Raw genomic sequence first — 26,447 nt, 5'->3', positions numbered from 1 at the left:
GATCTAGTCTCCTTTCTTCTTGCTTGAAGTATAATCGCGTTTACGCGGAGCAATAAGAGAAACATCGACTTCTTCATATGAGATTTGTGGACCTTCAGGAGTCCATGTCGCTTTGGTCGTCTTGAGGAACTCCTCGTCATTACGTTCAGGGAAATCTGGCTTGTAATGTGCGCCGCGGCTCTCGTCACGCAGCAATGCGCCTAGCGTCATCGCTTCTGACAGCTCAAGCATGTTCCATAATTGGCGAGTGAAGGCCAGGCTGGAGTTGTTCCATTTTGCCGCATCGTTAATGTTGATATTGCGGTAACGCTGCTTCAGTTCTTTGATTTTGCCGATCGTTTGCTCCAGCTTATCGTTGAACCGTACAACCGTCATGTTGTTCGTCATCCATTCGCCCAGCTCTTTTTGGATCACGTACGCATTCTCTGTACCGTTCATGCTAGTGATGCTGTTATGCTTGTCTACTTGACGCTTCTTCTCACGATCGAATACAGAGGACGCTACATCTTCAGCTGATTTCTTCAGCCCTTTGATGTATTCTACCGCTTTCGGACCTGCTACCATACCGCCGAAGATAGCGGATAGCAAGGAGTTAGCGCCTAGACGGTTAGCACCGTGGAATTGATAATCGCATTCGCCAGCTGCGAACAGACCAGGGATATTCGTCATTTGGTTGTAGTCAACCCACATGCCGCCCATGGAGTAGTGAACTGCTGGGAATATTTTCATAGGAAGCTTCCGTGGATCGTCACCAGTAAACTTCTCATAGATTTCAATGATACCGCCGAGCTTCACATCGAGCTCCTTCGGATCTTTGTGCGACAGATCAAGATAAACCATGTTCTCGCCGTTAATGCCAAGCCCTTGGTCTACGCAGACGCTGAAGATCTCACGAGTTGCGATGTCACGAGGTACAAGGTTACCGTAAGCAGGATATTTCTCTTCGAGGAAGTACCAAGGCTTACCGTCTTTGTACGTCCATACACGGCCGCCTTCACCACGAGCAGATTCCGACATTAGACGGTTCTTGTCATCGCCTGGAATAGCTGTTGGGTGAATCTGAATGAACTCGCCGTTAGCATAATGAACGCCTTGCTGATAGACAGCGCTCGCTGCTGTACCTGTATTAATAACAGAGTTCGTTGTTTTGCCGAAAATAATGCCAGGGCCGCCGGATGCCAGAATAACTGCATCACCAACGAAAGTATGGATCTCCATTGAACGTAGATCCTGAGCCGATACACCGCGGCAGATGCCTTCGTCGTCCAGCACAGCGCCAAGGAATTCCCAGTGCTCATATTTCGTAACCAGTCCCGCAGCTTCCCAGCGACGCACTTGCTCATCCAAAGCATAGAGCAGCTGTTGGCCAGTCGTTGCCCCAGCGAAAGCTGTACGGTGATACTGCGTGCCGCCGAAGCGACGGAAATCTAGAAGGCCTTCCGGAGTACGGCTGAACATAACGCCCATCCGGTCCATCAAGTGGATAATGCCAGGTGCTGCTTCACACATTGCTTTTACCGGAGGCTGGTTCGCTAGGAAGTCTCCCCCGTACACGGTGTCATCGAAATGCTCCCACGGGGAGTCGCCTTCACCTTTTGTATTAACGGCGCCGTTGATGCCACCTTGCGCGCAGACGGAATGAGAACGCTTAACCGGCACGACCGAGAATAGATCAACGTGCACTCCCGCTTCCGCAGCTTTGATGGTAGCCATTAGTCCGGCCAGGCCGCCGCCTATGACGATAATTTTATTTTTAGCCATAACGATTCGCTCCTTGTCTTAAAACTAGCCGATAGTTGTCCATGCCACTGCAGCGCTTGCTGCTTCTTTGAACTCATCACCTTGGAAGGCAACAAGAGAAAGAATGAACATTGCGGACACGAGTACGAAAATAACCATACAAATGTATGAAGATATTTTTTGTGAACGAGCATTGATTGTAATCCCCCAGCTAATAAGGAATGCCCAGAGGCCGTTGCTGAAGTGGAATACTGCTGCTAGAACACCAATCACATAAAAAATGAAGAATAACGGATTGTTCGCGATCTGATTCATCGTCGATCCGAGCTCTTCATGCGAAATATTGCCCAAGTAGACTTGAACCCTTGTCTGGAACACATGCCAGAAAATAAAAATAAAGGTAATAACCCCTGTAATCCTTTGTGCGGTGAACGCCCAGTTGCGGCCGTATTTGAACCGTCCTGTGTTGGAGTTAGACTGGTATGCGACATACAAGCCATAAATACCGTGGAACAGGATCGGGATGTAAATACCGACAATCTCCAGCAGTGTTACAATTGGCAGGCTATTGATAAGATGAACGCCTTTGCTGAAGCCCTCTGGTCCCCGCTCAAAAGCCTGATAGTTCGCCAGTGCGTGTACGACGATAAACATGCCCAGCGGAATCACTCCAAGAAGCGAGTGAAGCTTGCGCGAGTAATACGAATTTCCTTTCATTAATACTTCTCCTTTCCAGACTGTGGATGCTCAATTTCTTTTTGAAAACCATTTTACATTTTAACCCTGTAAAAATATGCCGTCAACAGGAGTTGACACGAATTAGTCACACTTCACATCCTACTCCTTTTCAGCTTATAATGGAATTGCATATTTATCATAATTTATTATAACAATTACGCATAAGAAGGGTAACGATTCATTATGCTAGAAGAATTGCATATGTTTGCCACTATTGTGGAGTATTCCAGCATGAATAAAGCTGCTAGCGTGCTTAATTTATCTCAGCCTGCACTGTCCCGTAAAATTGCCAAGCTCGAGGAAGATATCGGCGTTCAGCTGTTCCGGAGAATCGGCAAAAGACTAGAATTGACTCGGATCGGCCAATTAACGTATGAATATGCGCTTGAGCTGCGGCAGCTTCATCGCAAGTATCTGGAAACGGTATCAGAGTATACTTCTACAGGCAGAACTTCTATTACAATAGGAGCGAGCTTAACAACCCTGCAGACGACTCTGCCTGACTTCATTCAGTCACTCAATGCCAGCCATCCCGAGTTCGATATTAAGGCAGTCACTGGAAAAACCCATGAGATCGTAACGCTTGTTCGGGAGAATAAAGCAGATATCGCTATCGTAGCTTCCCGCATCGAGGATGCTCAGCTGCACTGCGTTCCGCTGTTCGAGGATCATCTGCTGCTCGTTCTGCCCAAGAGCGTTGTCGTAACAAGCCAAGAAGCGACGTTCGAGATCAAGGATCTGAACGGTTTCCCGATGATTCTCTTCTCCAAGGGAACCTGGTATCGGGTATTAACCGATGAGCTGTTCGCCAAATACAATCTACAGCCTGATGTCAGAATGGAGATCGACTCCTTCGAGGCTATACTGCGTCTGCTCCATACTTGCCGCGCCGCTACGCTGCTTCCACAATCCTACATGCGCCAGCAGCTGCTTGAGGATAATGAGCTGACCGTCGTTCCGATCCGGGAGCTGGAGGATACGAAACGCACAACCTGTCTCATCCATGCCGATCCTGCCAATCTGAATCCTGTCGTGAGGCAATGGATCGAGGAGCTGGCGCGCAAATAGCATTAATATATGTATCAGCACAAAAAGACAGCAGCCTCTGCCCTTGCAGCGCTACTGTCTTAGCTTCACCTGATTATTGCTTCTTCAAACTGTTCTATCTGTTCATTCGTACCTATGACGACCATGACATCTCGTTCGGTAAGCACATCTGTCGCGGTAGGAGCAATAATGATGCCTTGGGACTTATTAATGGCAACGATGCTGCAGCCGAATCGCGCACGCGGATTAAATTCATGCAGGGACTTGCCATTCAATGATCTAGGTACAACAAGCTCGGCAATGGTATAGTCTTTGGACAGCTCGATATAATCAAGCAGATTAGGCGATACGAGCTGATGCGCTACACGAATTCCCATATCACGCTCAGGGTAGACAACGCGATCGACACCGATTTTCTCCAGTACGCGCCCGTGAAGCTCAGTCATCGCTTTGGCGACAACCTTTTTCACACCCAAATCCTTCAATAATATTGTGGTTAGAATACTAGCCTGAATATTGTCACCAATCGCGACAACACCGCAATCGAAGTTGCGGGCACCCAGCGAGCGGAGCGCATCCTCATCTGTACAGTCCGCAGATACGCAATACGTTAATATATCGCTCATCTCCTGAACTGCTTCCTCATCCTTATCTATACCAAGCACCTCGTGGCCAAGCTCTACTAATTCTCTCCCCAGGCTTGAGCCGAATCTCCCTAATCCCACGACGACAAATTGTTTACTTTTCATTAAATCGTTCCATTCCCCTATCCAATTGTGATTTTACCTTCGGGATACCGGTACAGCTCTTTCTCTGTTTTCGGTCCAAGCGCATAAGCAAGTGTCAATGGACCAAGCCTGCCGGCAAACATCGTTAAGATGATGATCATTTTCCCTATGTCCGTGAGCTCTGGTGTTAGTCCAAGCGATAATCCGACTGTGGCAAAAGCAGAGGTCGTCTCGAACAATATTTTGATAAATTGCTGATCCTCTGTCGTCGCGAGCACCATCGTAACGAAGATGACGAGTGCAAGTGACAGCATCGTGATCGACAAAGCCTTCAGAATACGTTCCTTCGCCAGTCTGAATCGGAAGAAGACGATATCTTCTCTGCCTCGAACCATGGCGATAACTGCACCGATCAGCGTCGTGAACGTCGTCGTCTTAATTCCTCCCCCGGTTGAACCAGGTGATGCGCCGATGAACATGAGGATAATGGTGAAGAATACTGTAGCTTGGCGAAGCGCTGTGTAATCAAGCGTATTGGCTCCAGCCGTTCTCGGAGTGACAGACTGGAATATGGAAGCTATAATCTTGCCATCCCAGCTCAGCGCTCCTAACGTCTTGCTGTTAGAGAACTCGAATATGAAAATGACGATTGCACCTACGGCAATAAGTGCTCCTGTCATGGACAGAACGACTTTACTATGCAGCGACAGTTTTCTCTTGCTGCGATACTCGAGTAAATCGGACAGAACGATGAAGCCTAGTCCACCCAAAATAATAAGCAGTATACCGGTTAAATTGACAATTGGATCATCTACATACAGCGTTAGGCTGCGATAATCACCAAAGATGTCGAAGCCTGCATTGTTGAATAGCGAGATCGAATGGAAAATTCCGAAATAAATCGCTTTGCCTAGCGGCATATCTACTGCGAAGCGAGAAGCGAACAGCAGCGCGCCGATCAGTTCTATAGATAAAGAATAAAAGATAACCTTACGGATTAATCTAACGATACCTTCCATGCTGGACTGATTCATCGCTTCTTGGAGGATAAGACGCTCCTTGAGCGAGATTTTTTTGCGCAGCACGAGAGCGAACAGCGTGCCCATCGTCATGAAGCCGACACCGCCGACTTGAATTAAAGCCATAATGATCATTTGCCCTGCTTTTGAGAAATAAGTGCCTGTATCCACCACAACAAGCCCAGTTACACAAGTTGCTGAAGTAGCTGTGAACAAAGCATCTACGAAGCGGAGCCGCGATCCATCGGCTGATGCGAATGGCATCGACAGCAGCGTGGCACCGAGCAGAATAATGACCGCGAAGCCCAGTACGAGAATACGCGGGGGAGACCATTTTAGAACATTTAAGTGTTTCATCAATATAAGTCCCTGCTCTCCTCTAATAACTGGTGTCAATCGAATTTTGGGCATAGAAAAAAGCACTGGAAACCCAATGCCTTATGCGATGAGTCCTGTTCCACAAAGCCTACGAGGTTAGCTGACGGATTCGGGCCTGGACAGGCAGCCCTATTCAAGAAGCTTACGGATCACATCCCGTGCTCTTCCTGAAATTCACCCCACTGCTGGCATTTCTGTCAGCATTATGGTTCCCCCGTTTTCATACGGAAATTCGGCTTTTTTATTCAATTAACAATGACGATTATGATTATAAGCTAAATCATCTGGAATACAAAACGAGTATACCGCATAAATAAGCCTATATTGGCTCAAAAATGGTCAACCTTATGCAACAGTGCGCCCAACGCTTCTCGCACATCGTTATTTCTCGTTTTTATGAAAACAATCGTTGGTTTTCATAATACTGGATGTTGTAAATCAGACGCTTGGATTGGATAATACAGGGTTTTGTATGGTATGGTTACATGGCAGCGTAAGAAATCTACAATTCAAAATTGAGGTGAAATATGGTCGATTCAATTGCCCGCCACGACTGGAAACGCTTCCTATGGGCCGCAATAGCAGGTGCGCTTATTTTTGTATTCACACAGGTCGGTCCGATCTTCCAGCAGTCCGCTTCGATTGACAGTACAATGAAAGTCATCGATAAAAGCGCAGCCGAAGGACAAGCCCTCCAGTTCACGAAGCAGCAGCTTGGAATGGATACGAAATCTGCCTACACTGTCTATCAGACCGACAGCTTAGCAACAGGCTATCTGTCCAAAGAGAAATTGCTCGAATCCTATGAGAAGCAATACGGCAAGCAATTCCCTAACGATACGTATCAGGTTCAAGTCGATGCTGTAGACGGCAGTACCGCTTTCGTCTATGTACATATGACTAATGGGAATGTGGTAGCGTGGCATCTTATGAACAGCAATGATGAGCCGGTTCAGGAGGAGCAGCTCTTTCAGGCCGCAGAACAGCTGGCTGTCACCAAAGGCTTCCGAATCAGCGAGCTGAAGGAGCGTTGGGTGAACGATGATGGAGAGCTCGTTATTCATCCCACTGGCTATACCCTTGCGGACGCCGCACTCGAGCTTACGATAAGTGCAGAGCTAGTCGACGGCAAACCTGTTGTTACACAATACAAGCCTGAATTCAAGGCACCAGCTGCCTATGAAACAGAGGTCGCCAGTCAGAAGCAAACAGCCAATGTGTTATCTCTCGTCAGTCTGCTGTATATGTGCTTGATCTCACTCGTGCTTGCTATTATTTATGCGATCTTGTACCGCGGACATACGACATTCAAACGAGGTATTTTTATCAGCCTTATTTTCATCATTTTTTATATCTACAATAATATGAGTATCATGGATGGCATTCGTGCCCAGCAGGGCGAGCAAATAATGGATGAAACGACGCTGACCATTACGATGATTGTCACCGTTATCCTACTCATTCCTGTTGGCATTACGGTATACTTCACGCTTGTTGCCGGGGATGGCATGTGGAGATCGTGGAAGCGGCCATTATGGCCCGGGTTCAGGGAATCTAACTACGGTGACCATGTATGGCGCAGTGTAGGCTTATCCTATCTGCTAGCCATCATTATGCTCGGCCTGCAGTCCATCATCTTCATCGCGCTGGAGTTCTTTATCGGCTCGTGGAGCACTAGTGATGCGACGCAATCACCGTACAATATGAAGTCGCTATGGCTGCTCCCTATGCTTGCCTGGTGCGCTGCCATATCCGAGGAAGCGATCTACCGGCTGTTCGGCATCGCGCTGTTCAAGCGATGGTTCAAGAATACCTTCATCGCTTCCTTAATACCGACGATCTTCTGGGCTCTTGGCCATGTTGGCTATCCCATCTTTCCTTACTACACAAGACTTATCGAGCTTGTTATTCTGGGGCTTATATTCTGTTATATTTTCCTTCGCTTCGGATTCATTACGGCACTGTTCACGCATGCCATTCTTGACAGCTTATTAATGGGCTTGTCGCTCATATCCGTAGGCGGCGCACTCCATATTACAGCGGCAATCTTCTACGCTGTGCTGCCTGTTATTATTGCGTGGGTCATGAAGAAATGGCATGATTACAAAAGGAAAAAGCCGTCATCAGCTATGACGACGGCTCCTCCCGCAGCGCCGCAATAATCTGTGCAGCGAGCTTATCTCCTATTGAAAGAGGCCGGAAATCTTCCACTGAGGCCTCTTTTATTTTTTTGATCGAGCCAAAATGCTTAAGCAGCAGCTTACGCCGCTTCTCGCCAATTCCCGGAATCGCATCCAGCTGAGAAGCAATCATCGATTTGCCCCGCTGCTCGCGGTGGAAGGTGATGGCGAAGCGGTGAACCTCGTCTTGAATGCGCTGGAGCAGATAAAACTCCTGACTGTCTCTAGGAAGCGGCACAACCTCAGGCGGGTCACCCGTCATAAGCTGAGCAGTCTTATGCTTGGCATCCTTCACAAGCCCACATACCGGGATAAACAAGCCCAGTTCATTATGCAGAACGTCGATCGCCGCAGATATCTGCCCTTTGCCGCCATCGACTACAATGACATCTGGTGCAGCGAGCTGATCCTTCAGCACCCGCTCATAGCGTCTGCGTACAACCTCACGCATCGTTTCATAATCATCTGGACCCTGTACCGTCTTAATCTTATATTTGCGATATTCCTTGCGATCCGGCTTCCCGTCGGTAAATACGACCATCGCCGATACTGGATTCGTGCCTTGTATATTAGAGTTATCGAACGCCTCAATCCGGCGCACCTCTGGCAGGCCCAGCCACTGCGCCAATGCTTCGGATGCCTTCACGCTGCGCTCCTCATCTCGCTCGATAAGCCGGAACTTATCGGCCAGCATAATTCTGGCGTTGTCCGTTGCCATCGTTACGACTTCACTCTTGCGTCCCCGCTGCGGCATTAACACCTTGACCTTGAGCCAGCTGTACAAGGAAGATATAACCTCATCAGCGCGCGATGCGGCTGGCTCGGATGAGGCTTCATCCAATAGCTGCGGCTCAGCTTCTACTGTCTCCTCTTGCTCTGGTGGCAGCGGCAGCAGAATTTGCTTCGGCAATGCAGGGTTGTCACTATAATATTGGGTAACGAATGTCATGAAATCATCGTATTCCTCACCGTAATAGGGAAAGGTAGTACCTCTGCGCTCGATGAGCTTGCCTTGGCGCATATATAAGATCTGAACACACATCCAGCCCTTCTCCACGGCATAGCCGAATATATCCCTGTCGAGCGCATCAGACATCGTTATTTTTTGTTTCTCCATCACAGCATCGATAGCGATGAGCTGATCACGGTATTCTTTGGCCCGCTCGAATTCCATATCCTCCGCGGCTGCTTCCATTTTACGTTGAAGCTCGACCTTCACGACATCATGTCCGCCGTTCAGAAACTTCGTAATTTCCTGTACCATGACATCGTAAGTGCCCGGCTCCACCTCATATACACAAGGAGCGATACATTGGCCCAGATGATAATACAAGCACACTTTGTCCGGGAGCGTGTTGCACTTGCGCATCGGATACAGCCGATCAAGCAGCTTCTTCGTCTGCTGTGCCGCATAGGCATTCGGATAGGGACCGAAATATTTGCCTTTATCCTTCAGAATACGCCTTGTTACTTCAAGACGAGGATGAGCCTCATTCGTAATTTTTATATAAGGAAATGTTTTATCGTCCTTCAGCAATACGTTATACCTTGGATGATATTGCTTGATTAGATTGCACTCAAGTATAAGTGCTTCCATATTGCTGCCCGTCACGATGAAATCAAAATCACGGATTTCTGAGACGAGACGCTGCGTCTTCCCATTATGACTGCCGTTGAAATACGAGCGTACCCGATTCTTCAACACTTTCGCTTTGCCAACATAAATAATTGTGCCTTCAGCGTTCTTCATTAAGTAGCAGCCTGACTGATCTGGGAGCAGCGCTAATTTGTGACGGATCAAATCCGCCGCTTCGGCACGATCGGACGTGCCGGTATGTTGTTCTTGATCCATGCTCTCCCTCCCGACTATTCCTCTCTCATTTTAGCATAACCCGCTACGGCTGTACCTTACATTTCTGTCCAGATTTACTTTACAATTATTCGGATAGTTGGGTATACTATGATAAGCTGAATGCTTTTCAAGGGAGGCGTCAACGATGGAACAAGTCAGAGATCCACGCGAACATATTAATGAAGAACCGCGTCACGACTTGATGGATGTTGTATTTGGCTTTGGCGGTATGCTTGGTTTCATGACAATCATCTTCGCTGCAGCTGTAATTGTGAAGTTCGTCATTTCATAATTGGATATGACATACGAAACGGATCGTCCTGTACGCAGGGCGATCCGTTTTGTATGCTGCAATATAGGAAGCTCCGCATTCGATCATTCGGGCGGAGCTTCTTTTACTTAGGCCTGCACTATTGAACGATACGCAGTGACTCTCCGCCATTGCTGCCATTGCTGCTATTGCCACCCTTCACCTGCTGCTGATCATTATTCGTCTGCTTATGCGAGGACTGATCGTACCTTGTACGCTCCGTCCGGTCGATCTGGACAATTCGTCCATCATGCACCGTAATATTAACTGAACCATACTGCAGGCCATTCACCTGATTGATAATCCGTTCCAGCCACTGTTGATCCAATTCCAAAGGCTTCGCCATCGTTAATCCCTCCATAATCAACCGATATACTCGGATTAGTTGGTTGAGATAAAGACTCTCGAGGAGTCTTTATCTGATGTGAAACATTAATCTTCTATTCTTGTTGGTGCACGCCGCTGCGCTGTTTTCCATTCGAACAATGCTTTGGCAAGCAGAGTAATGACAGCAAGCATCACCAGCAGGGAAGCAACCGCGAAGGAAGCCGAGAACTGATATTCATTGTACAAAATTTCAATATGGAGGGGCAGCGTATTCGTCTCTCCGCGAATATGGCCGGATACGACCGATACGGCTCCGAATTCGCCCATCGCCCTGGCATTGCTCAGTATGACACCATACAGCAGACCCCATTTGATAATGGGCACCGTTACACGCCAGAAGATCTGCCAGCCCTTCGCACCGAGACTTGCTGCGGCCTCTTCTTCCTGCACGCCCTGCGCTTGCATCAGCGGTATTAGCTCCCGTGCCACGAACGGAACCGTGACGAATACGGTAGCTAGAATGATACCTGGCAGCGCGAACACAATCTGAATGTCATGATCATCCAGCCATGGACCAAAAAAGCCCTGTGCGCCAAACATTAGAATATAGATGAGGCCTGCAATAACCGGTGATACAGCGAAAGGAAGATCGATTAATGTAATGAGAAAGTTTTTGCCTTTAAACCTGAACTTGCTAATAGCCCACGCTGCCGCTACCCCAAATATCGTATTAAGTGGAACAGCGATTAAGGCAACCAGCAGCGTTAGCTTCAATGCCGATAAAGCATCAGGATCTAGAATAGATGCCTTGTATACATCAAAGCCTTTCTTAAACGCTTCTATAAAGATGGACACAAGCGGCAGTATGACGACTAAACCCAGAAACAGCATCGCGATCACTATAAGAACGATACGGACTCCCGTTGACTCTGTAATATGTCTTGGCCTTGTTGACGCTTCTTCCGATAAATGTGCAGTAATTGCTCCAGCCATCCCCGTTCCTCCTAATCCGCAATCGTACGGCGGTTAATCCGCCATTGAAAGAAATTGATAAGCAGAAGAAGCAGGAAGGAAACGACGAGCATCACTAGTGCAATGGCTGTTGCGCCAGCATAATCGAATTGCTCCAGCTTCGTCATAATAAGAAGAGGGGCAATCTCTGTCTTCATCGGCATGTTACCTGAGATGAACACTACAGATCCATACTCACCTATTCCGCGGGCAAATGCCAGCGCGAACCCTGTTAATAGCGCTGGCATAAGTTCTGGCAGAATGACCTTCCAGAATGTCCGGAGGCGATAAGCCCCCAACATGACTGCCGCTTCCTCTGTTTCTTTATCGAAGTCTTGCAGTACAGGCTGTACCGTCCGAACAACGAAAGGAATACCAATAAAAATCAAGGCAATCGTAATACCCAGAGGCGTATATGCAACCTTCAAGCCAAGTGGTTCCAGCAATGATCCTACCCAGCCGTTAGGCGCATAGATGGCTGTCAGCGCAATTCCGGCAACCGCCGTTGGAAGTGCAAATGGCAGGTCGACCAGACTGTCAATCAGCTTCTTGCCCGGAAACTTATAACGAACGAGTACCCATGCGACCAGCAGGCCAAAAACTAAATTTACCAAGGCTGCACTGAATGCCGTGACGAAGCTTATTCGGTAGGAGGCAAGCACTCGTGGATTCGTAATGACTGCCCAGAACTCTGCCCAGCTCAGGCCGGTTGTCTTAATAAACACACCAGCGAGCGGTATGAGCACGATCAAGCTCAAGTAAATGATCGTGAAGCCCATAGACAGACCAAACCCTGGCAGGACATTCTTGGATGCTTTTCGTTTGGAACCTTTCATGTGAAGTCAGCTCCATTCATCAGTCTGTAGATCATTAGGAACCTGGCGTATAAATTTTATCGAATATACCGCCATCATTGAAATGCTTCTCTTGAGCTGCTTTCCAGCCGCCGAAATCCTTGTCGATTGTGAGCAGCTCCAGCTCCTTGAACGTATCTTGGTATTTGGCACCAATCGTCTCGTTGATCGGACGGTAGTAGTTTTTAGCAGCAATCTCCTGGCCTTCATCGGAGTACAAGTATTCCAGGTAAGCCTGCGCTACTTCTCTCGTTCCACGATCATCCACTGTTTTATCAACGACAGCTACTGGCGGTTCAGCCAATATACTGAGGGATGGATAGACGATATCGAATTTGTCCGGACCAAGCTCTTTGACCGACAGATAAGCTTCATTCTCCCAAGCCAACAGGACATCACCGATTCCCTTCTCAACGAAGGTTGTTGTCGCTCCCCTTGCACCTGTATCCAATACAGGAACATGCTTGAACAGCTCTGTAACGAATTGTTGAGCTTTCGCTTCATCATTGTTGTTCTGCTTCAGTGCATAGCCCCAAGCGGCTAGATAGTTCCAACGAGCTCCACCGGAAGTTTTGGGGTTCGGCGTAATAACTTCCACTTTATCCTTGATGAGATCATTCCAGTCCTTGATTCCTTTTGGATTGCCTTTGCGAACAAGAAATACGATTGTAGAGGTATAAGGCGAGCTGTTGTGCTCGAATTTGGACTGCCAATCCGTTCCTAGAAGACCAGGCTCTATAAGTGCATCAATATCATAGCCAAGCGCCAGCGTTACAACATCGGCTTTGAGCCCATCAATAACTGCGCGAGCTTGCTTGCCGGATCCACCGTGAGACTGCTTAACAGTAACCTCTTGACCTTCCTTGTCTTTCCAGTATTTAGCGAATGCCGTATTGAATTCGACATATAACTCTCGTGTTGGGTCATAAGAAACATTCAATAGCTCTACTGGCTCCTTAGGCGCTTCTGTAGGTGCTTCTGTCGCAGTGCCTGTGTCTGCCGCAGGAGATGGTGCTGTAGTCTGTTGTGCACCAGTGTTATTGCTGTTGGCACCGCAGGCTGCAAGTACCAGAGTAAGTACGAGTAGCAGAACGGCGGAACGGACAATAGCTAAATTTTTCATTAGTCAACACACCCCTTGTTTTTTGGACAGATGAATAACAATCGGCACCCGGTTGTCCGGTAGACAAATGAATTATTCCTACCTGTTTAGTTGGTTATGGAAGGATTTTACCAGCGTATCCCGCAAGCTGTCAATAGAAAAATGGAAAAAACTTATAAGGCTTATAAGAAAGTCTAATAGCAGGCGCACAAAAAGCCCCCACGCTCCAAAACTTGGAGCATGAGGGCTTTCCAACTGATGTAAGCTTAATTCTGCCCTTTGGATCGTAGGCATCACTGACTCACAGAAAAGGGACCGGCTCCTTGTAGGAATCGGTCCCTGATTGTTATTTTCTCCCGCGCTTGTTCTCTCCCGTTACCATAACCACTTCTACATAAGGTCGTATACGGTCCATGAGACGTTCTCCCTTATGCTGCTCATCGCCATCCTTGTTCGTGAAGCTGAAATGGCGTTCCAATGCATCGAGCTCATAATTGGAGGTATAGAGCGTTGGCTTGCGATTCATCCGATAGTTCAGAATGGCGCCTAACACATGATCTCGAACCCATGGATTCAAATTCTCTGCACCAATATCATCGAATATGAGCAGATCCGTTTCCTTCATGACCTCTACTGTTTCCCTCAGCTTGCCGGGCTCATGCATCATTGACTTCAGATCCTCGACGAATTCAGGCATGTATACGATAGCTCCGGAATACCCTGCTTTAGCCAGCTCGTGGAGCAGATAACACATCAGGAAGGTTTTCCCTGTGCCGAACTTGCCTGCTAAATACAGACCTTCTTGCTGAAGCCCCAATTCCTTTGTTTTATCAATATAAGCTAAGATTTGATAAGCGGCTTCCGTCCGTTTGGGATCATTGAACAATATTTCATCAGCCGAATAACCGCTTTGAAGAGCTCTTTCATCGACATAAAAGCTGCGAACACGGCTTTTGATCTGCTCCTCTGTACGGCGGGCATTGAACTTCTTGCAGGACACCTTGCGGTCATACAGCTGCACCTGATCATACACTTTCTCAGTAGAAAGAAGCGTGTAATGCCCCCCAAAATCATTCGGGCAATGATCGAGGCCCGGGCAATTCGAACAGTTGCGATATTCTTTTACATATTGATATACACGGTTCAGATTAAGACGAACCGCTTGTTCGTCAATCTCAGGATTCTTATCCCGCAGCCGTTGTACTAACGGATCAGCCATAAGCTCCGTCAGCTTCTGCTCTGCCTGTTCGGTTATTGATTTACCGGTAGGCCATGCTTTTAACAATTCACCAAGCGATTCCATCCTCACTCACCCCGCGTTTATATTTTGCCATCCAGTTTTCTAGCTAGTCTACGCATTTCTTCGAGCTTCTCCGGGGAGATAACTGTATCATTCGCTCCAGTATCCTGCACAATAGGGATGGAAGGCTTACGCGGGATGCCTCCACGCCCTGTCGATCCTCTTGAGCTGCCTCTGCTGCCTGAATTACCGCTTATTGCACTTTCCTTGCGTCTTTCCTTGTCAGCCTCAACCTGCACTTGTTCACGAACGTAGGTGACTGCCTTCTCAAAGGTATCTACTTGCTTCACGAGCATATTGGATACGACGGCTTCAATGAATGTTTTGGTTACTCTCTGGGCATCATTCATACCAATTACATAATGGATAAGTATATTAATTACAGGTGCAGGAAGTCGATAATTCAGATCGATCCGCTCGAAGGATCTTTCTATCCAATCAGGCACTGCACCTGGGAAAAACCGGTGCAGGAACCGAGTATGCGGCTCATTCCGCATGAGCATATTATATTGCTGAACGTCACAGCGCCCAAGCAATTGATTAGGTACGTTCAAATGGAATTCGGCCAGTACGCCAATCTCTTCAGGCTCTTCATCCATTTCGGCTGCCTCTTCTGCGGATGCAGCCTGCACGCGAGCCATCGTCCGCTGCCGATCGCCCTCACGCTTCTGATCCTGCCTATACAGTTGATTGGCGCGAATCTGCATCTCATCAACTACGAGCGTGCCATCTGTAGTGAATACGCCATCTTCATCTAATAAGCGGCAAATATCTGCTACAGACAGACTGTATTTATATGCGACATAATTAATCTGCGCCAGCTGCTCAGAATCTCCGCGAAGACGCTCCACATAATTCCGGTTAACGGAATTCCGGGGGAATCTCAGAATGATCTCTCCATAAGGGATACCTGCTGTTTCCAGTTGAGCCCGCGGTGCTGCCTGTCTTGTTGGCGCCACTTCCGTAAGTGCTTGCTCCAGCTCCAGATCGAGTGATTTCGTATTTAACTGGAATAATTCATAGAATGGCACTGAAATATCCTCTTTCGTAAGCAGTGTCTGCGCCAGCTCATCCGGCTCTTGCGCGCCGAAAGCTTCCCGCAGTGAAATAACGGAATATTTGCCTACCTTATCCGTTAGGAGCATCGTTAGATGCTGATTGCGAAAAAACTCACCAGGTGACAATGGCTGTGACAGCTCATATTCATAAATAACATCTCCTTGCTCGGGCAAGCCAAGCCGAGAGGTTTGCAATAAGCCAACGGCCTCAAGGCGCGATGCTTGTTCAATGAGATATTTTCTTCCCCGTTCATTCATATCCAGACCTAACCCTAGGAACAGCTTACGCTGCGGCTCTAAGGAAGAATAACCTGATGTTCCTTCTGAAATTCCGTGATATAGCTGCTGATACAGACCAATTGCGAATGCACCGATCATCGGTTGATAGATGAGCGATAGCATTTTGTAGTCTAAGCTGCTGAGAGAAAAATCACGGAATATGTAGTAACGATGATGTTCCGTGTATTGCAATATATTACCGATGCGCACAGCATCTACCCCATCCTGTCTAGACTTTCTATCATTCATTCTACCATAAAAGAAGCGTCGAAAGAGGGCTCGAGAAATAGAAAAATCCCCCGATTGAGGGATTTCTGTGTTAGAACATTTTATAACCGCCGCGTCGCAATGCCCGAATCGCCCATCCGCTTACGTATGCTCCCACTAGAGCACCGAAGACCGGAATCAAGTCCACGATGGTGAAGGCAGTGAAATTATCGACGGCTGATTGTGAATCATCCCATGTCCACCAAATACCGAGTGGTATGAGGACGATAATGAATAAATAAATCGGAAACCATGTTGTTTTTAATAGCATGTTAAGTATAAAACCGATGCCGAACATCATAACAAGGAACAGCACCGTCGCCACGATTAACTGAAGCATGTACACTTCTCCTTTCGAGCTCTCGCTCTTCAGTTTAAATAATGGTATTAAGGAAGTCAATCAGCGCTGGATAATTGTCACAAGACCGCCATTTGCTCCCGCTCAATCGTTTAAGATACAATGTTTACAGCGAACACTACCCGAGAGGAGATTTATTATAATGAATGAAGTTATGACATTAGAAGGCTGGTATGCTCTACATGATTTCCGCAGCATCAATTGGACCGCTTGGAGAAACGCCGAAGAGAGTGAAAGAAACCGCGCACTGGACGAGCTCCACAGCTTCCTGCAGCAATGGGCAGAGGTCGATGCGAGCAAGCAAGGCAGCACGGCAGTCTACTCTATCGTTGGTCAGAAGGCAGACTTCGTGTTCATGCATCTAAGAGAAACGCTTGAGGATCTTAACGAGGTCGAAACCGCATTCAACAAAACCACATTCGCATCCTTCACGATTCCTACATACTCTTATGTAAGCGTCGTTGAGCTTAGCAACTATATGAACCAACCAGGTGCAGATCCGATGCAAAATCCGGATATCGTTGCTCGCCTGAAGCCGTCACTGCCTAAAACGAACTATATTTGCTTCTATCCAATGAACAAGCGCCGCGATGGCAACGATAACTGGTATATGCTCGGTATGGATGAGCGCCGCACGCTCATGCGCAGCCACGGTATGATCGGCCGTCAATATGCAGGCAAAGTAAAACAAATTATTTCTGGCTCTGTCGGCTTCGACAACTGGGAATGGGGCGTAACGCTGTTCGCAGATGATTCGCTTCAGTTCAAGAAGCTGATCTATGAAATGCGCTTCGATGAAGTCAGCGCTCGCTACGGCGACTTCGGCGACTTCTACGTCGGCAACCTGCTGACTGCGGAGAAGTTCTCTGGACTGTTGCAGCTGTAACTAAATATTAAACAATTTGTTGCCTTTCCTCTCAGCTCGAATTATCATTAATGTATATAACTGGGAGTGAAGAACACCCCGATTGCGGCGATAGCCTGCGGTCGGGGTGTTTTGTTTTTCTAGTTACACAGAGGAGGATTTGATCATGAATGATGCCTTGATACGTTTTATTGAAGAATTCGACAGGGATGCAGCTTTGAATGGCAAATACCGCAATAAGCTTGGCAAGATCGAGATTAGATTCCTAGAGCAGGTGTGGGGGCCAGTCTTCCGTTTCGATTTACTCTGGCTTAAAAGCGGAGCATCCTTTTCTAGATTACAAAGGGGGACAGCGCTTCGCTGATTTCGTCTATGTAAAGAATGGAATCCGGATTGTCATCGAAATCGATGGATTCAACACTCATGCACGAGATATCACTCCTGGTGAATTTAATGATCACCTTACACGTCAGAACGATTTGGTTCTGTCTGGCTGGCTAGTTCTCCGCTTCTCTGCATGGCAGGTTGAGAATCAGTCAAAAGCTTGTGAACGACAAATCAAACAAGCGATTGGGCAGTGGTGGACACAGGTACATAGTGGAGAAAGCGGAGGCTCAGGCCAGATCTGGGAATTACGCAAGCGTCTCGTCATTCAATTGGCTATGCAGCGCGATGGCAGAATCAAATCCAGCGAGCTTGTCCACCAATTTCATATCTCCAGCCGCACAGCTATAAACTGGCTAAAGCGTTTCGAACAGGAGGGCACATTGCTAGCTTCTCCTTCCCAGCAGCGAGTTACTGTATATTGCTTGCCTAACTATAAACCTTAACCCTCTAGTCTGCGCAGAAAGGGTAACCCGCTTCGCTACTAACCGCTCTACCTCGCTTTCAAGCCGCCAATAGCGAAATCATTTTCGCTATTGGTGAACCCCGTTTCGCTATTGCTCCACGCTAGCTTGCTGCTCACGGGGTTAGAGTAACCATTTTCAACTCCTCGCGCAGCTACTTTCGCTATTTAGGTAATTCCTTTCGCTATTCTGGCTCATCCTCGGTCTGCCTCCGCCAATAGCGAAATCATTTTCGCTATTGGTGAACCCCGTTTCGCTATTGCTCTACACTTGCTTGCTGCTCACGGGATTAGAGTAACCATTTTCGCTCCTCGCGCAGCTACTTTAGGTATTTAGGTAATTCCTTTCGCTATTCTGGCTCATCCTCGGTCTGCCTCCGCCAATAGCGAAATCATTTTCGCTATTGGTGAACCCCGTTTCGCTATTGCTCCACGCTAGCTTGCTGCTCACGGGGTTAGAGTAACCATTTTCGCTCCTCGCGCAGCTACTTTCGCTATATAAGTAATTCCTTTCGCTATTCTGGCTCATCCTCGCTCTGTCGCCACCAATAGCGAAATCACTTTCGCTATTGGTGACCACGTTTCGCTATTGCTCTACACTTGCTTGCTGCTCACTACATTAGCGTAACCATTCTCGCTAATAAGACAGCTCGCTTCGCTACTCTACCGTTGCACCAACATGCGCAACCACACTAAAAAAGCTATCGCCGAGGAGTGTTCGCCTCGGCGATAGCTTCTAATAATATGAAAATTAGTCCTCGTCCTCATCGTCTTCCTCATGGAGGCCAAGACGCTTGGCTTCCAAGTATTCCTGCGTTGCGCGATCACGTTCGCGCCCTTTTTCCTTGAGCCGTTCGATGGCTGGCTGGATGAGCAGATCTACTTCTTTTTGTACCGGATAAGCAAGATCGTAACGATTCTGGGATTCCAGAAACGAACCAACCTCCATTAGAGCGTTGTAACGATCAAGCTCCTCTCTCGTCAGCAGCCCGCGAACCTGTACACTGCAGTGGCGCATTATAGGAACTTGCCTTTGCGAAGTACGAGCGGAATGCCGCCAATGATGAATAGGTAACGAAGGTCGATCAATTTTTTCAGCCATGCAGCTGTACGACCTTTATATTTCTTACCGAAGGCAATCCCGATAGCTTCACCTTTACCAAGAGATGCTACCGTACCTTTGTTGCTGAACGTGAAGGCTTTCAGCGGCTGATTGCGAATGGAAGCAACCAGATTATGCGCACATACGACACCTTGCTGCATCGCGATTTGTGCAGTTGGCGGATAGGGACGGCCCTCTGGATTGAACATCAGGGAGTTGTCGCCAACGATGTAGATGTTCTCATGTCCTGGTGCACGCAGGTTGTCGTCAATTTTGACACGACCGCGCATCGTCTCGAAGCCAGCGTCCTCGATCAAGCGGTTGCCGCGGATACCACCGGTCCAAATAACGGTTTGTGATTTGATTTCTTCACCTTCGCCAACAATAACGCCATCAGGCGAGCATTCTTTAATCGCTGTTCCAATGCGGAACGTTACGCCTTTCTTAGTCAATACGTCCATGCCGTATTCAACAAGCTCAGGGTCGAAGCCTGGAAGCGCAGTAGGCGCAGCTTCAATATTATATATTTTCACAAGTGCTGGATCTACGTCGAATTGTTTGCATAGCTCAGGAATCCGGTCGGACAATTCCCCTACGAACTCAATGCCGGTAAAGCCCGCGCCGCCAACGATAAAGGTCAAATAATCAGTACGATGCGGCTCGCGTTTGAAGCGTGCGAATTGATATTCAATATGCTCGCGGATCAAACGAACCGAGTTGATGCTGCGAATGTTCATCGCATGCTCGCCAAGACCAGGAATGCCGAAGGTTTCCGGCTCGCCGCCAAGACCGATAACCAGGTAATCATAAGAGAGCGTTCCGTCTTCGAGAATAACTTTTTTATCTTGGGGACGAATCTGAACCACCGTTGATTTGACGAAATCAATCTTGAATTCATCAATCAATTTGGAGATGCTGACTCGTGCGTTCTCAGGGTTATCTGTGCCTGCAGCAGGCATATGCAAATGTGTTGTAATGTAATGATAATCATGCTTATTCACAAGAGTGACATCAGCTTCGTTATAATTTAACTCCTTCTGCAACCGAAGTGCCGTCAACACGCCACCGTAGCCCGCACCCAAAATAACGATTTTCGGAATATTGCTCATTGTATGATCCCTTCCATTCCTATGCTCTTATTTAGTTTGTGAAAAATTACACATGCGTATCTGCAACCTAATAGTATTAGCAGCTTGTGCAATCTGATTCCGAATTATTAGTGCCCGACTCTGTACCCGTTTCGGCTCGGCATTCTATATCGTGATACCGTCACTTTCCATGGCTTACATCAGTGTCAAACATAACATACATCAGAAATTTTACATAGTTTTCAGAAAAAGTTCAAGGGCAAAGTATACGAAAAACTTTAGAGCCGCATACAAATTACTATTTCCTTCTTCGAACCCAGACGTTTATAATGAGTATTATATTCATTAACCTATGGAGGTGCTCACCCTGACTACGTTAGACCCATCAGAAAACATTGTAGACATTGCGATCATTGGTGGAGGACCTGCCGGATTGTTCGCTGCATTTTACGGCGGCATGCGCCAGGCATCCGTTAAATTGATCGAAAGCATGCCTCAACTCGGAGGACAATTAGCTGCACTCTACCCAGAGAAATACATATATGATGTTGCAGGCTTTCCTAAAGTAACAGCACAAGAGCTTGTCGATCGTCTGGTTGAACAGCTCGATCATTTCAAGCCTGATATATGTCTGGAAGAGAAAGTCGTACAGGTTAATAAGCTGGACGAGCGTCAATTCGAGATTATAACGAACGTAACTACTCACTATGCCAAAGCAGTCATTATTACAGCTGGAGTTGGCGCATTCGAGCCGCGTCGCCTAGAGCTTCCAGAAGCTGCAGCCTACGAAAAAGAAAACCTGCATTATTTTGTAGGCGATCTGAGCCGCTTCAAAGGTCAGAAGGTTCTCATTAGCGGTGGCGGCGATTCCGCTGTTGACTGGTCGCTTATGCTTGAGCCTATCGCTGAGAGTGTAACACTCATTCATCGCCGCGATAAGTTCCGTGCACATGAGCATAGTGTTGAGAACTTAATGAACTCTACTGTCAAAGTAATGACACCTATGGAAATAACGGCGCTTCACGGCGAACACCGCATTGAACAAGTTACGCTTAGCGATGTGAAGACGAATGAAACAGCGGTTATTGATGTAGATGCTGTAATCGTGAACTTCGGCTTCGTCTCCTCGCTTGGACCGATTGCCGAATGGGGCATTAACATCCAGAGCGGTTCGATTGTAGTCGACACGCGCATGGAGACGAATATCCCTGGTATCTTCGCAGCAGGTGACGTTACTACCTATCCTGGTAAGCTTAAGCTTATCGCAGTTGGCTTCGGCGAAGCTCCTACTGCAATCAATAATGCAAAAGTATATATTGATCCAAATGCTAAGCTGTCCCCAGGTCACAGCAGCAATATGAAACGATAGTAAACAACAATCGATAAGGGTATCCTAACTTTGGCTACAAAAGATCATGCAGAGCGTTACATCGCTACTACGTGAGCCAAGGAGAGGATACCCTTATGTTTTGTCCAGTATGCAACGGACTACAGCCGCTACAAGCGGAGTGCAGCCAGTGTAAGCAATTAGCTGCAGATCTAGGCCGAATAACGGATTTAGCAGGACCATATGCCCCGTATGAGCCGTTGGAGGCTGGGAATGAGCTATATAATCAATCGACGGGTGCAGATCATTGCAAACACATCGCGTTCTGCTTCAATTGTGAACAATCCATTGAAATTACTGTACCTGAATGGTTATAAGTGAACAAATACAGCTAAGCTGTAATGGAAGAGCTCTCCAAATCCATCTGTCTGCGCTTCATCTCGATCATGAGCATTTGGATAAATTCCGGTTCTAAGTCAAACTGGATTGCTGCAAAATAGGTATCCTCTAGCAGCTCATCTGATAACAGGTCCATACCGGCACTTCCTTTCTACCATGGTTTCCTAATTCTTCCTCATCGTATCATGTACCTGTTCACTAGAACAACCGTTCCGGTTATACACAGCTACCTGTGGACAGGGTGTGCATGATTTGTGGGTATACGTCGAATAATGAGGATTACCAACGTGGATGATGTGGATATTGTTATGCACAGCCTATTTCTTTTACAAATCTATAAAAAACTTTAATTACATTCTATGAATCTATCAATGTAATAATTTAATGGGATAAACTAAAAGGAATATCATTCCCTCTATTACCCCCTTACCTAAAAAAATAAACCCATAGCGGGTTTATTGAGGACGCGTGTTCACTTCGAATATCCATATATGCCCGCTCTGATCAATCCCGTAGTCAAATCCCAGCTGTCCAATGCCTGGGAACTTCTTCTCCAGCATGCCAGTTGATAGCACCGTCAGCTCGCGCATCTTGCTTTTTTTGGCTTTGACCTGCGATGGTGACAATGATCTGCTTATTCCTTGGGCAGCCGTAACCATTGTTCCACCTCGGCATAGATTAGTTACAAAGAGGCCCGGCTTGGCAATTCTGCCAACCATCGAACGATACACCCAGCCCTTATCCGTCTTCACATATTTCACTCGGTAATCGATTGGACGTCCTCCGACAGTCGCCAGTCGAATTCCCTTTTGAATAATATAAGCACGTCCTCTCCGCTTCCGGTCAAGCGCGCTCTTCAACCCTTCGAAGCTTGAGAATCGGCTCGTCTTGGAATAATAGGAATAGGAGTAACCGCTGCTATCCTTCGTTACTTTTATAACGCCATGCCCTCCTGCTCCACACACGGGCTTAACAACCACCATTTGATGCGTGCTCAGCATACTCCGCAGATTCTCGCCCGTATATCTCCTCGTTGGCGGGATATGTGGGGCAATAGCAGAATGAGATAAGAGGACCGCTGTCTTCGCCCATTTGCTAGCCAATTGCCTTCCTTGATGTTCACCCAAATGCTATCAATCTCCTTTCCTAGCGTCTACATCCATAGCATATGACATAAAGACGTCTGTCTCTTGGATGATTGCCGCAGGTTAGAAGCCTTTTATTGTGTTCATAGAGACTCATGACTACTAGTCATAGAAAGTAATAGGCAATACCTATTAAGTTAATTCATTCTATATATTATACAAATAATTCCTAATCGACTATTATAGCCTCATAAGTTAACTAAGAGGAGACGAGAACTATGGTTGGGCGCAATGTAATAGGCAGCACCTTTGATGAAGCTGCACAGGCATACGATGAGCAGCGACGGAAGCTGATACCCTGCTTTGATGATTTCTATCAGACTGCGATAGCTATTGCAGAGACTGAATCACAATTTCCCCGTATATTGGATTTAGGCGCTGGGACGGGGCTGTTCTCCTCTCTTATTTTACAACGCTATCCTGCTGCATCTATTACACTCATTGATCTTTCGGAGAAAATGCTAGATATTGCACGAACAAGGCTTCAAAGCTATGCGAACGTGACCTACATATTGGATGACTACACGAATTACGTAGCTGCTGAGAAGTATGACATCATTATCTCTGGCCTGTCCATTCATCATCTTGATGATGCGGATAAGCAGGAGCTGTACAGTAACACTTATAAGAACCTCAACTCTAACGGAATTTTGGTTAACGCGGATCAAGTTCTCGGTCATACCTCCTTCATTGATTCTCTATATAAAAAAGACTGGAGAAACAAAGTTCAGGCTAGCGGATTAAGTGAGGCGGCATTGACATCGGCTTATGAACGAACGAAGCTCGACAGGATGTCTAGCTTGCAGTCTCAGCTTAACTGGCTCCAGGAAATAGGCTTCTCCGATGTAGATTGCGTATATAAGTATTTCAACTTTGTCGTTATGTATGGACGGAAGCTGCAATAGCAACAAAAAAAGGACAGCCACATGGCTGTCCTCTACTTCATAGGTCTAATTATCGTCCTGCTTCAACATCGCTGCCTTGAGCGCATCCCCTAGACTGCTCGACAAGGAGACCTTGTCACTATATTGGTCGATGAGTTTTTTCTGCTGGTGCTTGTTCACACGGCCGCCGCCTTGCTTGTCTCCCAGCATCTCAATGACATTGCAGGGACGGCATTGCGCGTATTTGCCTGCTTTGCCTGTGTGAATCTCCATTTTCTTATGGCACTGCGGGCAACGTTTATTCGATAATTGCGGCTCCGCTGAGCGGCGATAGCTGCATTCCCGATCCGAGCAGACGAAGGATTTGCCGCGCTTGCCCTTCACTTCCATCAGCAGCTTGCCGCATTCGGGACAACGAGAATGAGTTAGATTATGAGGCTTGTATTCCTTCGTCTCATTCTTCACTTCACCCACCCATTTGCTCGCCTGCTCACGAATGCCGCTCATGAACTTCGCTGCATCGCCTTTGCCTTGTGCAATCCGTTCTAGCTCGCGCTCCCATTGCGCCGTAAGATCAGGACTGCGAAGCTCATCTACAACGAGCTCAATCAGCTGCTTGCCTTTGCCGGTAGGAATAAGTCTATTCTGCGATCTTTCGATCGTATCCGTCGATAGCAGCTTCTCAATAATATCCGCACGTGTCGCTGGCGTTCCCAGTCCATGCTTCTCCATCTTCGAGAGCAGTGTTGCTTCCGTATAACGTGCTGGGGGCATTGTCCGAAGCTCCTTCATCCGGCTCATCTTCACCGGCAGCTTCTGTCCGACCACAAGCGCAGGCAGCAGCTGCTCTGGCTGACGCTCAGCTCGTCCGCGGCCTCCCTCGCCTTCATCCTCTTCGTCATCGTCATCATCCGCAAGACGTGAATCGGCGGTGTACAGCTCTTTCCAGCCGATATCCTTCTGAACCTTTCCTTTGGCATACAGCTTATCGCTTCCGACAGTGAAAGTCACGCTCGTCTCATCGTAACGGTATGCTGGATAGAACAATGCAATGAATCGACGTACGATTAGATCATACAGCTTCCTCTCTTCATTGCTTAAGGCAGATAGATTCACATATTCATCCGTAGGAATGATCGCGTGGTGATCACTAACCTTGCTATCATCAACGAACCTCTTCGTCACCGGCAGCTGTCCGCGAAGCACTTTGCGAGCAAGCTGTGCATAAGGTCCGATAGCAATACTCTCCAGCCTGCCCTTCAGTGTTGGCACGATATCACTCGAGAGATACCGTGAATCCGTACGCGGATAAGTCACAAGCTTATGCTGCTCATACAGCTTCTGCAGCACATTCGACGTCTGCTTCGCCGAGAAGCCGAGCCGCTTATTCGCATCCCGCTGCAGCTCTGTCAGATCGTAAGCCTGCGGATGCGGCTCGGATTTCTCGATGGTGCGCAGCTTATCCACCTTCGCGTCTTTTCCTTGCAGACGGGCTGTTACATCGGCTGCATCCGTATTGCTCCACAGCCTGCCGTCATGGGAATCCGATTCCCGCCATACAGCTTGGAAGGTTCCCATAACAGCTGATACTGTCCAGAATGGCTGTGATTGGAACTGATTAATTTCTTTCTCCCGATCCATAAGCGCACCAAGCGTCGGAGTCTGTACACGACCTGCCGCAAGCTGTGCGTTATATTTGACCGTCAGCGCACGCGTTACATTAAGGCCGATCAGCCAATCCGCCTCTGCCCGGCATACGGCTGAAGCATATAGATTATTGTAATCCTTGCCCGGCTTCAGCGCCTTGAAGCCATCCTTAATCGCCTTGTCCGTCTGCGAAGATATCCACAGCCGCTTGAACGGCTTCCTCCAATGAACAAGCTCCATGATCCAGCGGGCAACGAGCTCACCCTCACGACCAGCGTCCGTCGCGATGATTAGCTCGCCAATATCCGAACGCTTGCATAGCTGCGCTACCGCTTTATATTGATGCGAGGTTTCTTTCATCACCTTCAGGTTCATCTTGGGAGGCAGCAGCGGCAGATCCTCCAAGTTCCAAGTCCGGTATTTGGCATCATATTCCTCAGGCTCTGCTAGAGTAACCAGATGTCCGAGTGCCCAGGTAACTACATAGTCAGGGCCTTCAATATAGCTTTTATTTTTGTGGCTGCAGCCGAGTACACGGGCAATTTCCCTTGCCACACTCGGCTTCTCTGCCAATACTAGTGCTTTCATTCGTTGC

Annotated in this window: 26 protein-coding genes and 1 riboswitch; of the genes, 9 read left to right on the top strand and 17 right to left on the bottom strand. The window is 47.6% G+C overall.

Annotated features, from left to right (window positions below; translation table 11 throughout):
- Positions 1-3: 3 nt before the first annotated feature.
- Both sdhA and AC6ESP_RS03630 read right to left on the bottom strand, forming a co-directional pair.
- On the bottom strand, positions 4-1,761 hold the full coding sequence (sdhA, locus tag AC6ESP_RS03635) for a succinate dehydrogenase flavoprotein subunit (protein WP_497095308.1): 1,758 nt from the start codon (positions 1,759-1,761) through the stop codon (positions 4-6).
- Between the two features lie 24 nt (positions 1,762-1,785).
- Positions 1,786-2,457, bottom strand: coding sequence for a succinate dehydrogenase cytochrome b558 subunit (locus AC6ESP_RS03630; protein WP_497095307.1), 672 nt, complete (start codon positions 2,455-2,457; stop codon positions 1,786-1,788).
- 204 nt (positions 2,458-2,661) lie between these two features.
- Here AC6ESP_RS03630 and AC6ESP_RS03625 point away from each other — a divergent pair, with 204 nt between their 5' ends.
- Complete coding sequence (locus AC6ESP_RS03625) at positions 2,662-3,546, top strand: LysR family transcriptional regulator (RefSeq protein ID WP_497095306.1); 885 nt, start codon at positions 2,662-2,664, stop codon at positions 3,544-3,546.
- A gap of 65 nt (positions 3,547-3,611) precedes the next feature.
- Here the strand turns inward: AC6ESP_RS03625 and AC6ESP_RS03620 are convergent, their stop codons facing one another.
- Entirely contained in the window at positions 3,612-4,274 is a 663-nt protein-coding gene (locus AC6ESP_RS03620) for a potassium channel family protein (protein WP_497095305.1), read from the bottom strand.
- A 17-nt stretch (positions 4,275-4,291) separates the two neighbouring features.
- Positions 4,292-5,629 (bottom strand): TrkH family potassium uptake protein, encoded by a 1,338-nt coding sequence (locus AC6ESP_RS03615; RefSeq protein ID WP_497095304.1) that lies wholly within the window; start codon positions 5,627-5,629, stop codon positions 4,292-4,294.
- Positions 5,630-5,720: 91 nt separating this feature from the next.
- Positions 5,721-5,898: riboswitch (cyclic di-AMP (ydaO/yuaA leader) on the bottom strand.
- Between the two features lie 279 nt (positions 5,899-6,177).
- On the opposite strand from AC6ESP_RS03615, the gene AC6ESP_RS03610 reads away from it, so the two are divergent.
- Positions 6,178-7,812, top strand: a complete 1,635-nt coding sequence (locus AC6ESP_RS03610) for a CPBP family intramembrane glutamic endopeptidase (protein WP_497095303.1) — start codon at positions 6,178-6,180, stop codon at positions 7,810-7,812.
- Here AC6ESP_RS03610 and uvrC read toward each other — a convergent pair.
- Positions 7,778-9,682, bottom strand: coding sequence for an excinuclease ABC subunit UvrC (gene uvrC, locus AC6ESP_RS03605; protein WP_497095302.1), 1,905 nt, complete (start codon positions 9,680-9,682; stop codon positions 7,778-7,780). The genes AC6ESP_RS03610 and uvrC overlap by 35 nt on opposite strands.
- 145 nt (positions 9,683-9,827) lie before the next feature.
- Between uvrC and AC6ESP_RS03600 the strand changes: the two genes are divergently transcribed.
- Positions 9,828-9,974: a YqzM family protein gene (locus AC6ESP_RS03600; protein ID WP_497095301.1), complete on the top strand. Its 147-nt coding sequence runs from the start codon at positions 9,828-9,830 to the stop codon at positions 9,972-9,974.
- A gap of 118 nt (positions 9,975-10,092) precedes the next feature.
- Here AC6ESP_RS03600 and AC6ESP_RS03595 read toward each other — a convergent pair whose 3' ends face one another.
- The 7 genes from AC6ESP_RS03595 to AC6ESP_RS03565 all read right to left on the bottom strand — a co-directional run bounded on the left by AC6ESP_RS03595 (position 10,093) and on the right by AC6ESP_RS03565 (position 16,530).
- Positions 10,093-10,338 carry a YezD family protein gene (locus AC6ESP_RS03595; protein ID WP_497095300.1) on the bottom strand — a complete coding sequence of 82 codons (246 nt, stop codon included), beginning with the start codon at positions 10,336-10,338 and terminating at the stop codon, positions 10,093-10,095.
- An 86-nt stretch (positions 10,339-10,424) separates the two neighbouring features.
- On the bottom strand, positions 10,425-11,312 hold the full coding sequence (cysW, locus tag AC6ESP_RS03590) for a sulfate ABC transporter permease subunit CysW (protein ID WP_497095299.1): 888 nt from the start codon (positions 11,310-11,312) through the stop codon (positions 10,425-10,427).
- Between the two features lie 11 nt (positions 11,313-11,323).
- Positions 11,324-12,166, bottom strand: a complete 843-nt coding sequence (cysT, locus tag AC6ESP_RS03585; protein WP_497095298.1) for a sulfate ABC transporter permease subunit CysT — start codon at positions 12,164-12,166, stop codon at positions 11,324-11,326.
- A gap of 34 nt (positions 12,167-12,200) precedes the next feature.
- Positions 12,201-13,307: a sulfate ABC transporter substrate-binding protein gene (locus tag AC6ESP_RS03580; protein WP_497095297.1), complete on the bottom strand. Its 1,107-nt coding sequence runs from the start codon at positions 13,305-13,307 to the stop codon at positions 12,201-12,203.
- A 325-nt stretch (positions 13,308-13,632) separates the two neighbouring features.
- Entirely contained in the window at positions 13,633-14,589 is a 957-nt protein-coding gene (gene dnaI, locus AC6ESP_RS03575) for a primosomal protein DnaI (RefSeq protein ID WP_497095296.1), read from the bottom strand.
- Between the two features lie 17 nt (positions 14,590-14,606).
- Positions 14,607-16,133: a replication initiation and membrane attachment family protein gene (locus AC6ESP_RS03570; protein ID WP_497095380.1), complete on the bottom strand. Its 1,527-nt coding sequence runs from the start codon at positions 16,131-16,133 to the stop codon at positions 14,607-14,609.
- Positions 16,134-16,242: 109 nt separating this feature from the next.
- Positions 16,243-16,530: a YuiB family protein gene (locus tag AC6ESP_RS03565; RefSeq protein ID WP_497095295.1), complete on the bottom strand. Its 288-nt coding sequence runs from the start codon at positions 16,528-16,530 to the stop codon at positions 16,243-16,245.
- Between the two features lie 160 nt (positions 16,531-16,690).
- Here AC6ESP_RS03565 and hemQ point away from each other — a divergent pair, with 160 nt between their 5' ends.
- The 3 genes from hemQ (at position 16,691) to AC6ESP_RS03550 (ending at position 18,243) form a co-directional block, all read left to right on the top strand.
- On the top strand, positions 16,691-17,434 hold the full coding sequence (gene hemQ / locus AC6ESP_RS03560; protein ID WP_497095294.1) for a hydrogen peroxide-dependent heme synthase: 744 nt from the start codon (positions 16,691-16,693) through the stop codon (positions 17,432-17,434).
- Positions 17,435-17,579: 145 nt separating this feature from the next.
- Positions 17,580-17,777 (top strand): hypothetical protein, encoded by a 198-nt coding sequence (locus AC6ESP_RS03555; RefSeq protein WP_497095293.1) that lies wholly within the window; start codon positions 17,580-17,582, stop codon positions 17,775-17,777.
- A complete protein-coding gene (locus AC6ESP_RS03550; RefSeq protein ID WP_497095379.1) occupies positions 17,713-18,243 on the top strand; it encodes a DUF559 domain-containing protein in 531 nt (176 codons plus the stop codon). The genes AC6ESP_RS03555 and AC6ESP_RS03550 overlap by 65 nt, the downstream gene beginning before the upstream one ends.
- A 768-nt stretch (positions 18,244-19,011) precedes the next feature.
- Here the strand turns inward: AC6ESP_RS03550 and AC6ESP_RS03545 are convergent.
- Both AC6ESP_RS03545 and AC6ESP_RS03540 read right to left on the bottom strand, forming a co-directional pair.
- Positions 19,012-19,278 carry a hypothetical protein gene (locus AC6ESP_RS03545; RefSeq protein WP_497095292.1) on the bottom strand — a complete coding sequence of 89 codons (267 nt, stop codon included), beginning with the start codon at positions 19,276-19,278 and terminating at the stop codon, positions 19,012-19,014.
- Positions 19,278-20,471 (bottom strand): NAD(P)/FAD-dependent oxidoreductase, encoded by a 1,194-nt coding sequence (locus AC6ESP_RS03540; protein WP_497095291.1) that lies wholly within the window; start codon positions 20,469-20,471, stop codon positions 19,278-19,280. The genes AC6ESP_RS03545 and AC6ESP_RS03540 overlap by 1 nt, the downstream gene beginning before the upstream one ends.
- Positions 20,472-20,802: 331 nt before the next feature.
- On the opposite strand from AC6ESP_RS03540, the gene AC6ESP_RS03535 reads away from it, so the two are divergent.
- Positions 20,803-21,819 (top strand): NAD(P)/FAD-dependent oxidoreductase, encoded by a 1,017-nt coding sequence (locus tag AC6ESP_RS03535; protein ID WP_497095290.1) that lies wholly within the window; start codon positions 20,803-20,805, stop codon positions 21,817-21,819.
- Positions 21,820-21,890: 71 nt separating this feature from the next.
- Entirely contained in the window at positions 21,891-22,154 is a 264-nt protein-coding gene (locus AC6ESP_RS03530) for a hypothetical protein (RefSeq protein ID WP_497095289.1), read from the top strand.
- A 14-nt stretch (positions 22,155-22,168) separates the two neighbouring features.
- Here AC6ESP_RS03530 and sda read toward each other — a convergent pair whose 3' ends face one another.
- Both sda and AC6ESP_RS03520 read right to left on the bottom strand, forming a co-directional pair.
- The gene (sda, locus tag AC6ESP_RS03525; RefSeq protein ID WP_497095288.1) at positions 22,169-22,312 is read right to left on the bottom strand and encodes a sporulation histidine kinase inhibitor Sda; all 144 of its coding nucleotides are present in this window, start codon (positions 22,310-22,312) and stop codon (positions 22,169-22,171) included.
- A 319-nt stretch (positions 22,313-22,631) separates the two neighbouring features.
- The gene (locus tag AC6ESP_RS03520) at positions 22,632-23,303 is read right to left on the bottom strand and encodes a YheC/YheD family protein (protein ID WP_497095287.1); all 672 of its coding nucleotides are present in this window, start codon (positions 23,301-23,303) and stop codon (positions 22,632-22,634) included.
- Between the two features lie 236 nt (positions 23,304-23,539).
- Here AC6ESP_RS03520 and AC6ESP_RS03515 point away from each other — a divergent pair, with 236 nt between their 5' ends.
- Positions 23,540-24,226: a class I SAM-dependent methyltransferase gene (locus AC6ESP_RS03515; protein WP_497095286.1), complete on the top strand. Its 687-nt coding sequence runs from the start codon at positions 23,540-23,542 to the stop codon at positions 24,224-24,226.
- A 45-nt stretch (positions 24,227-24,271) separates the two neighbouring features.
- Here the strand turns inward: AC6ESP_RS03515 and AC6ESP_RS03510 are convergent, their stop codons facing one another.
- Positions 24,272-26,440: a DNA topoisomerase III gene (locus AC6ESP_RS03510; protein WP_497095285.1), complete on the bottom strand. Its 2,169-nt coding sequence runs from the start codon at positions 26,438-26,440 to the stop codon at positions 24,272-24,274.
- Between the last annotated feature and the right edge of the window lie 7 nt (positions 26,441-26,447).

The organism is Paenibacillus xinjiangensis (genome assembly GCF_059686975.1).
This window is presented reverse-complemented; position numbering and strand designations above follow the sequence as displayed.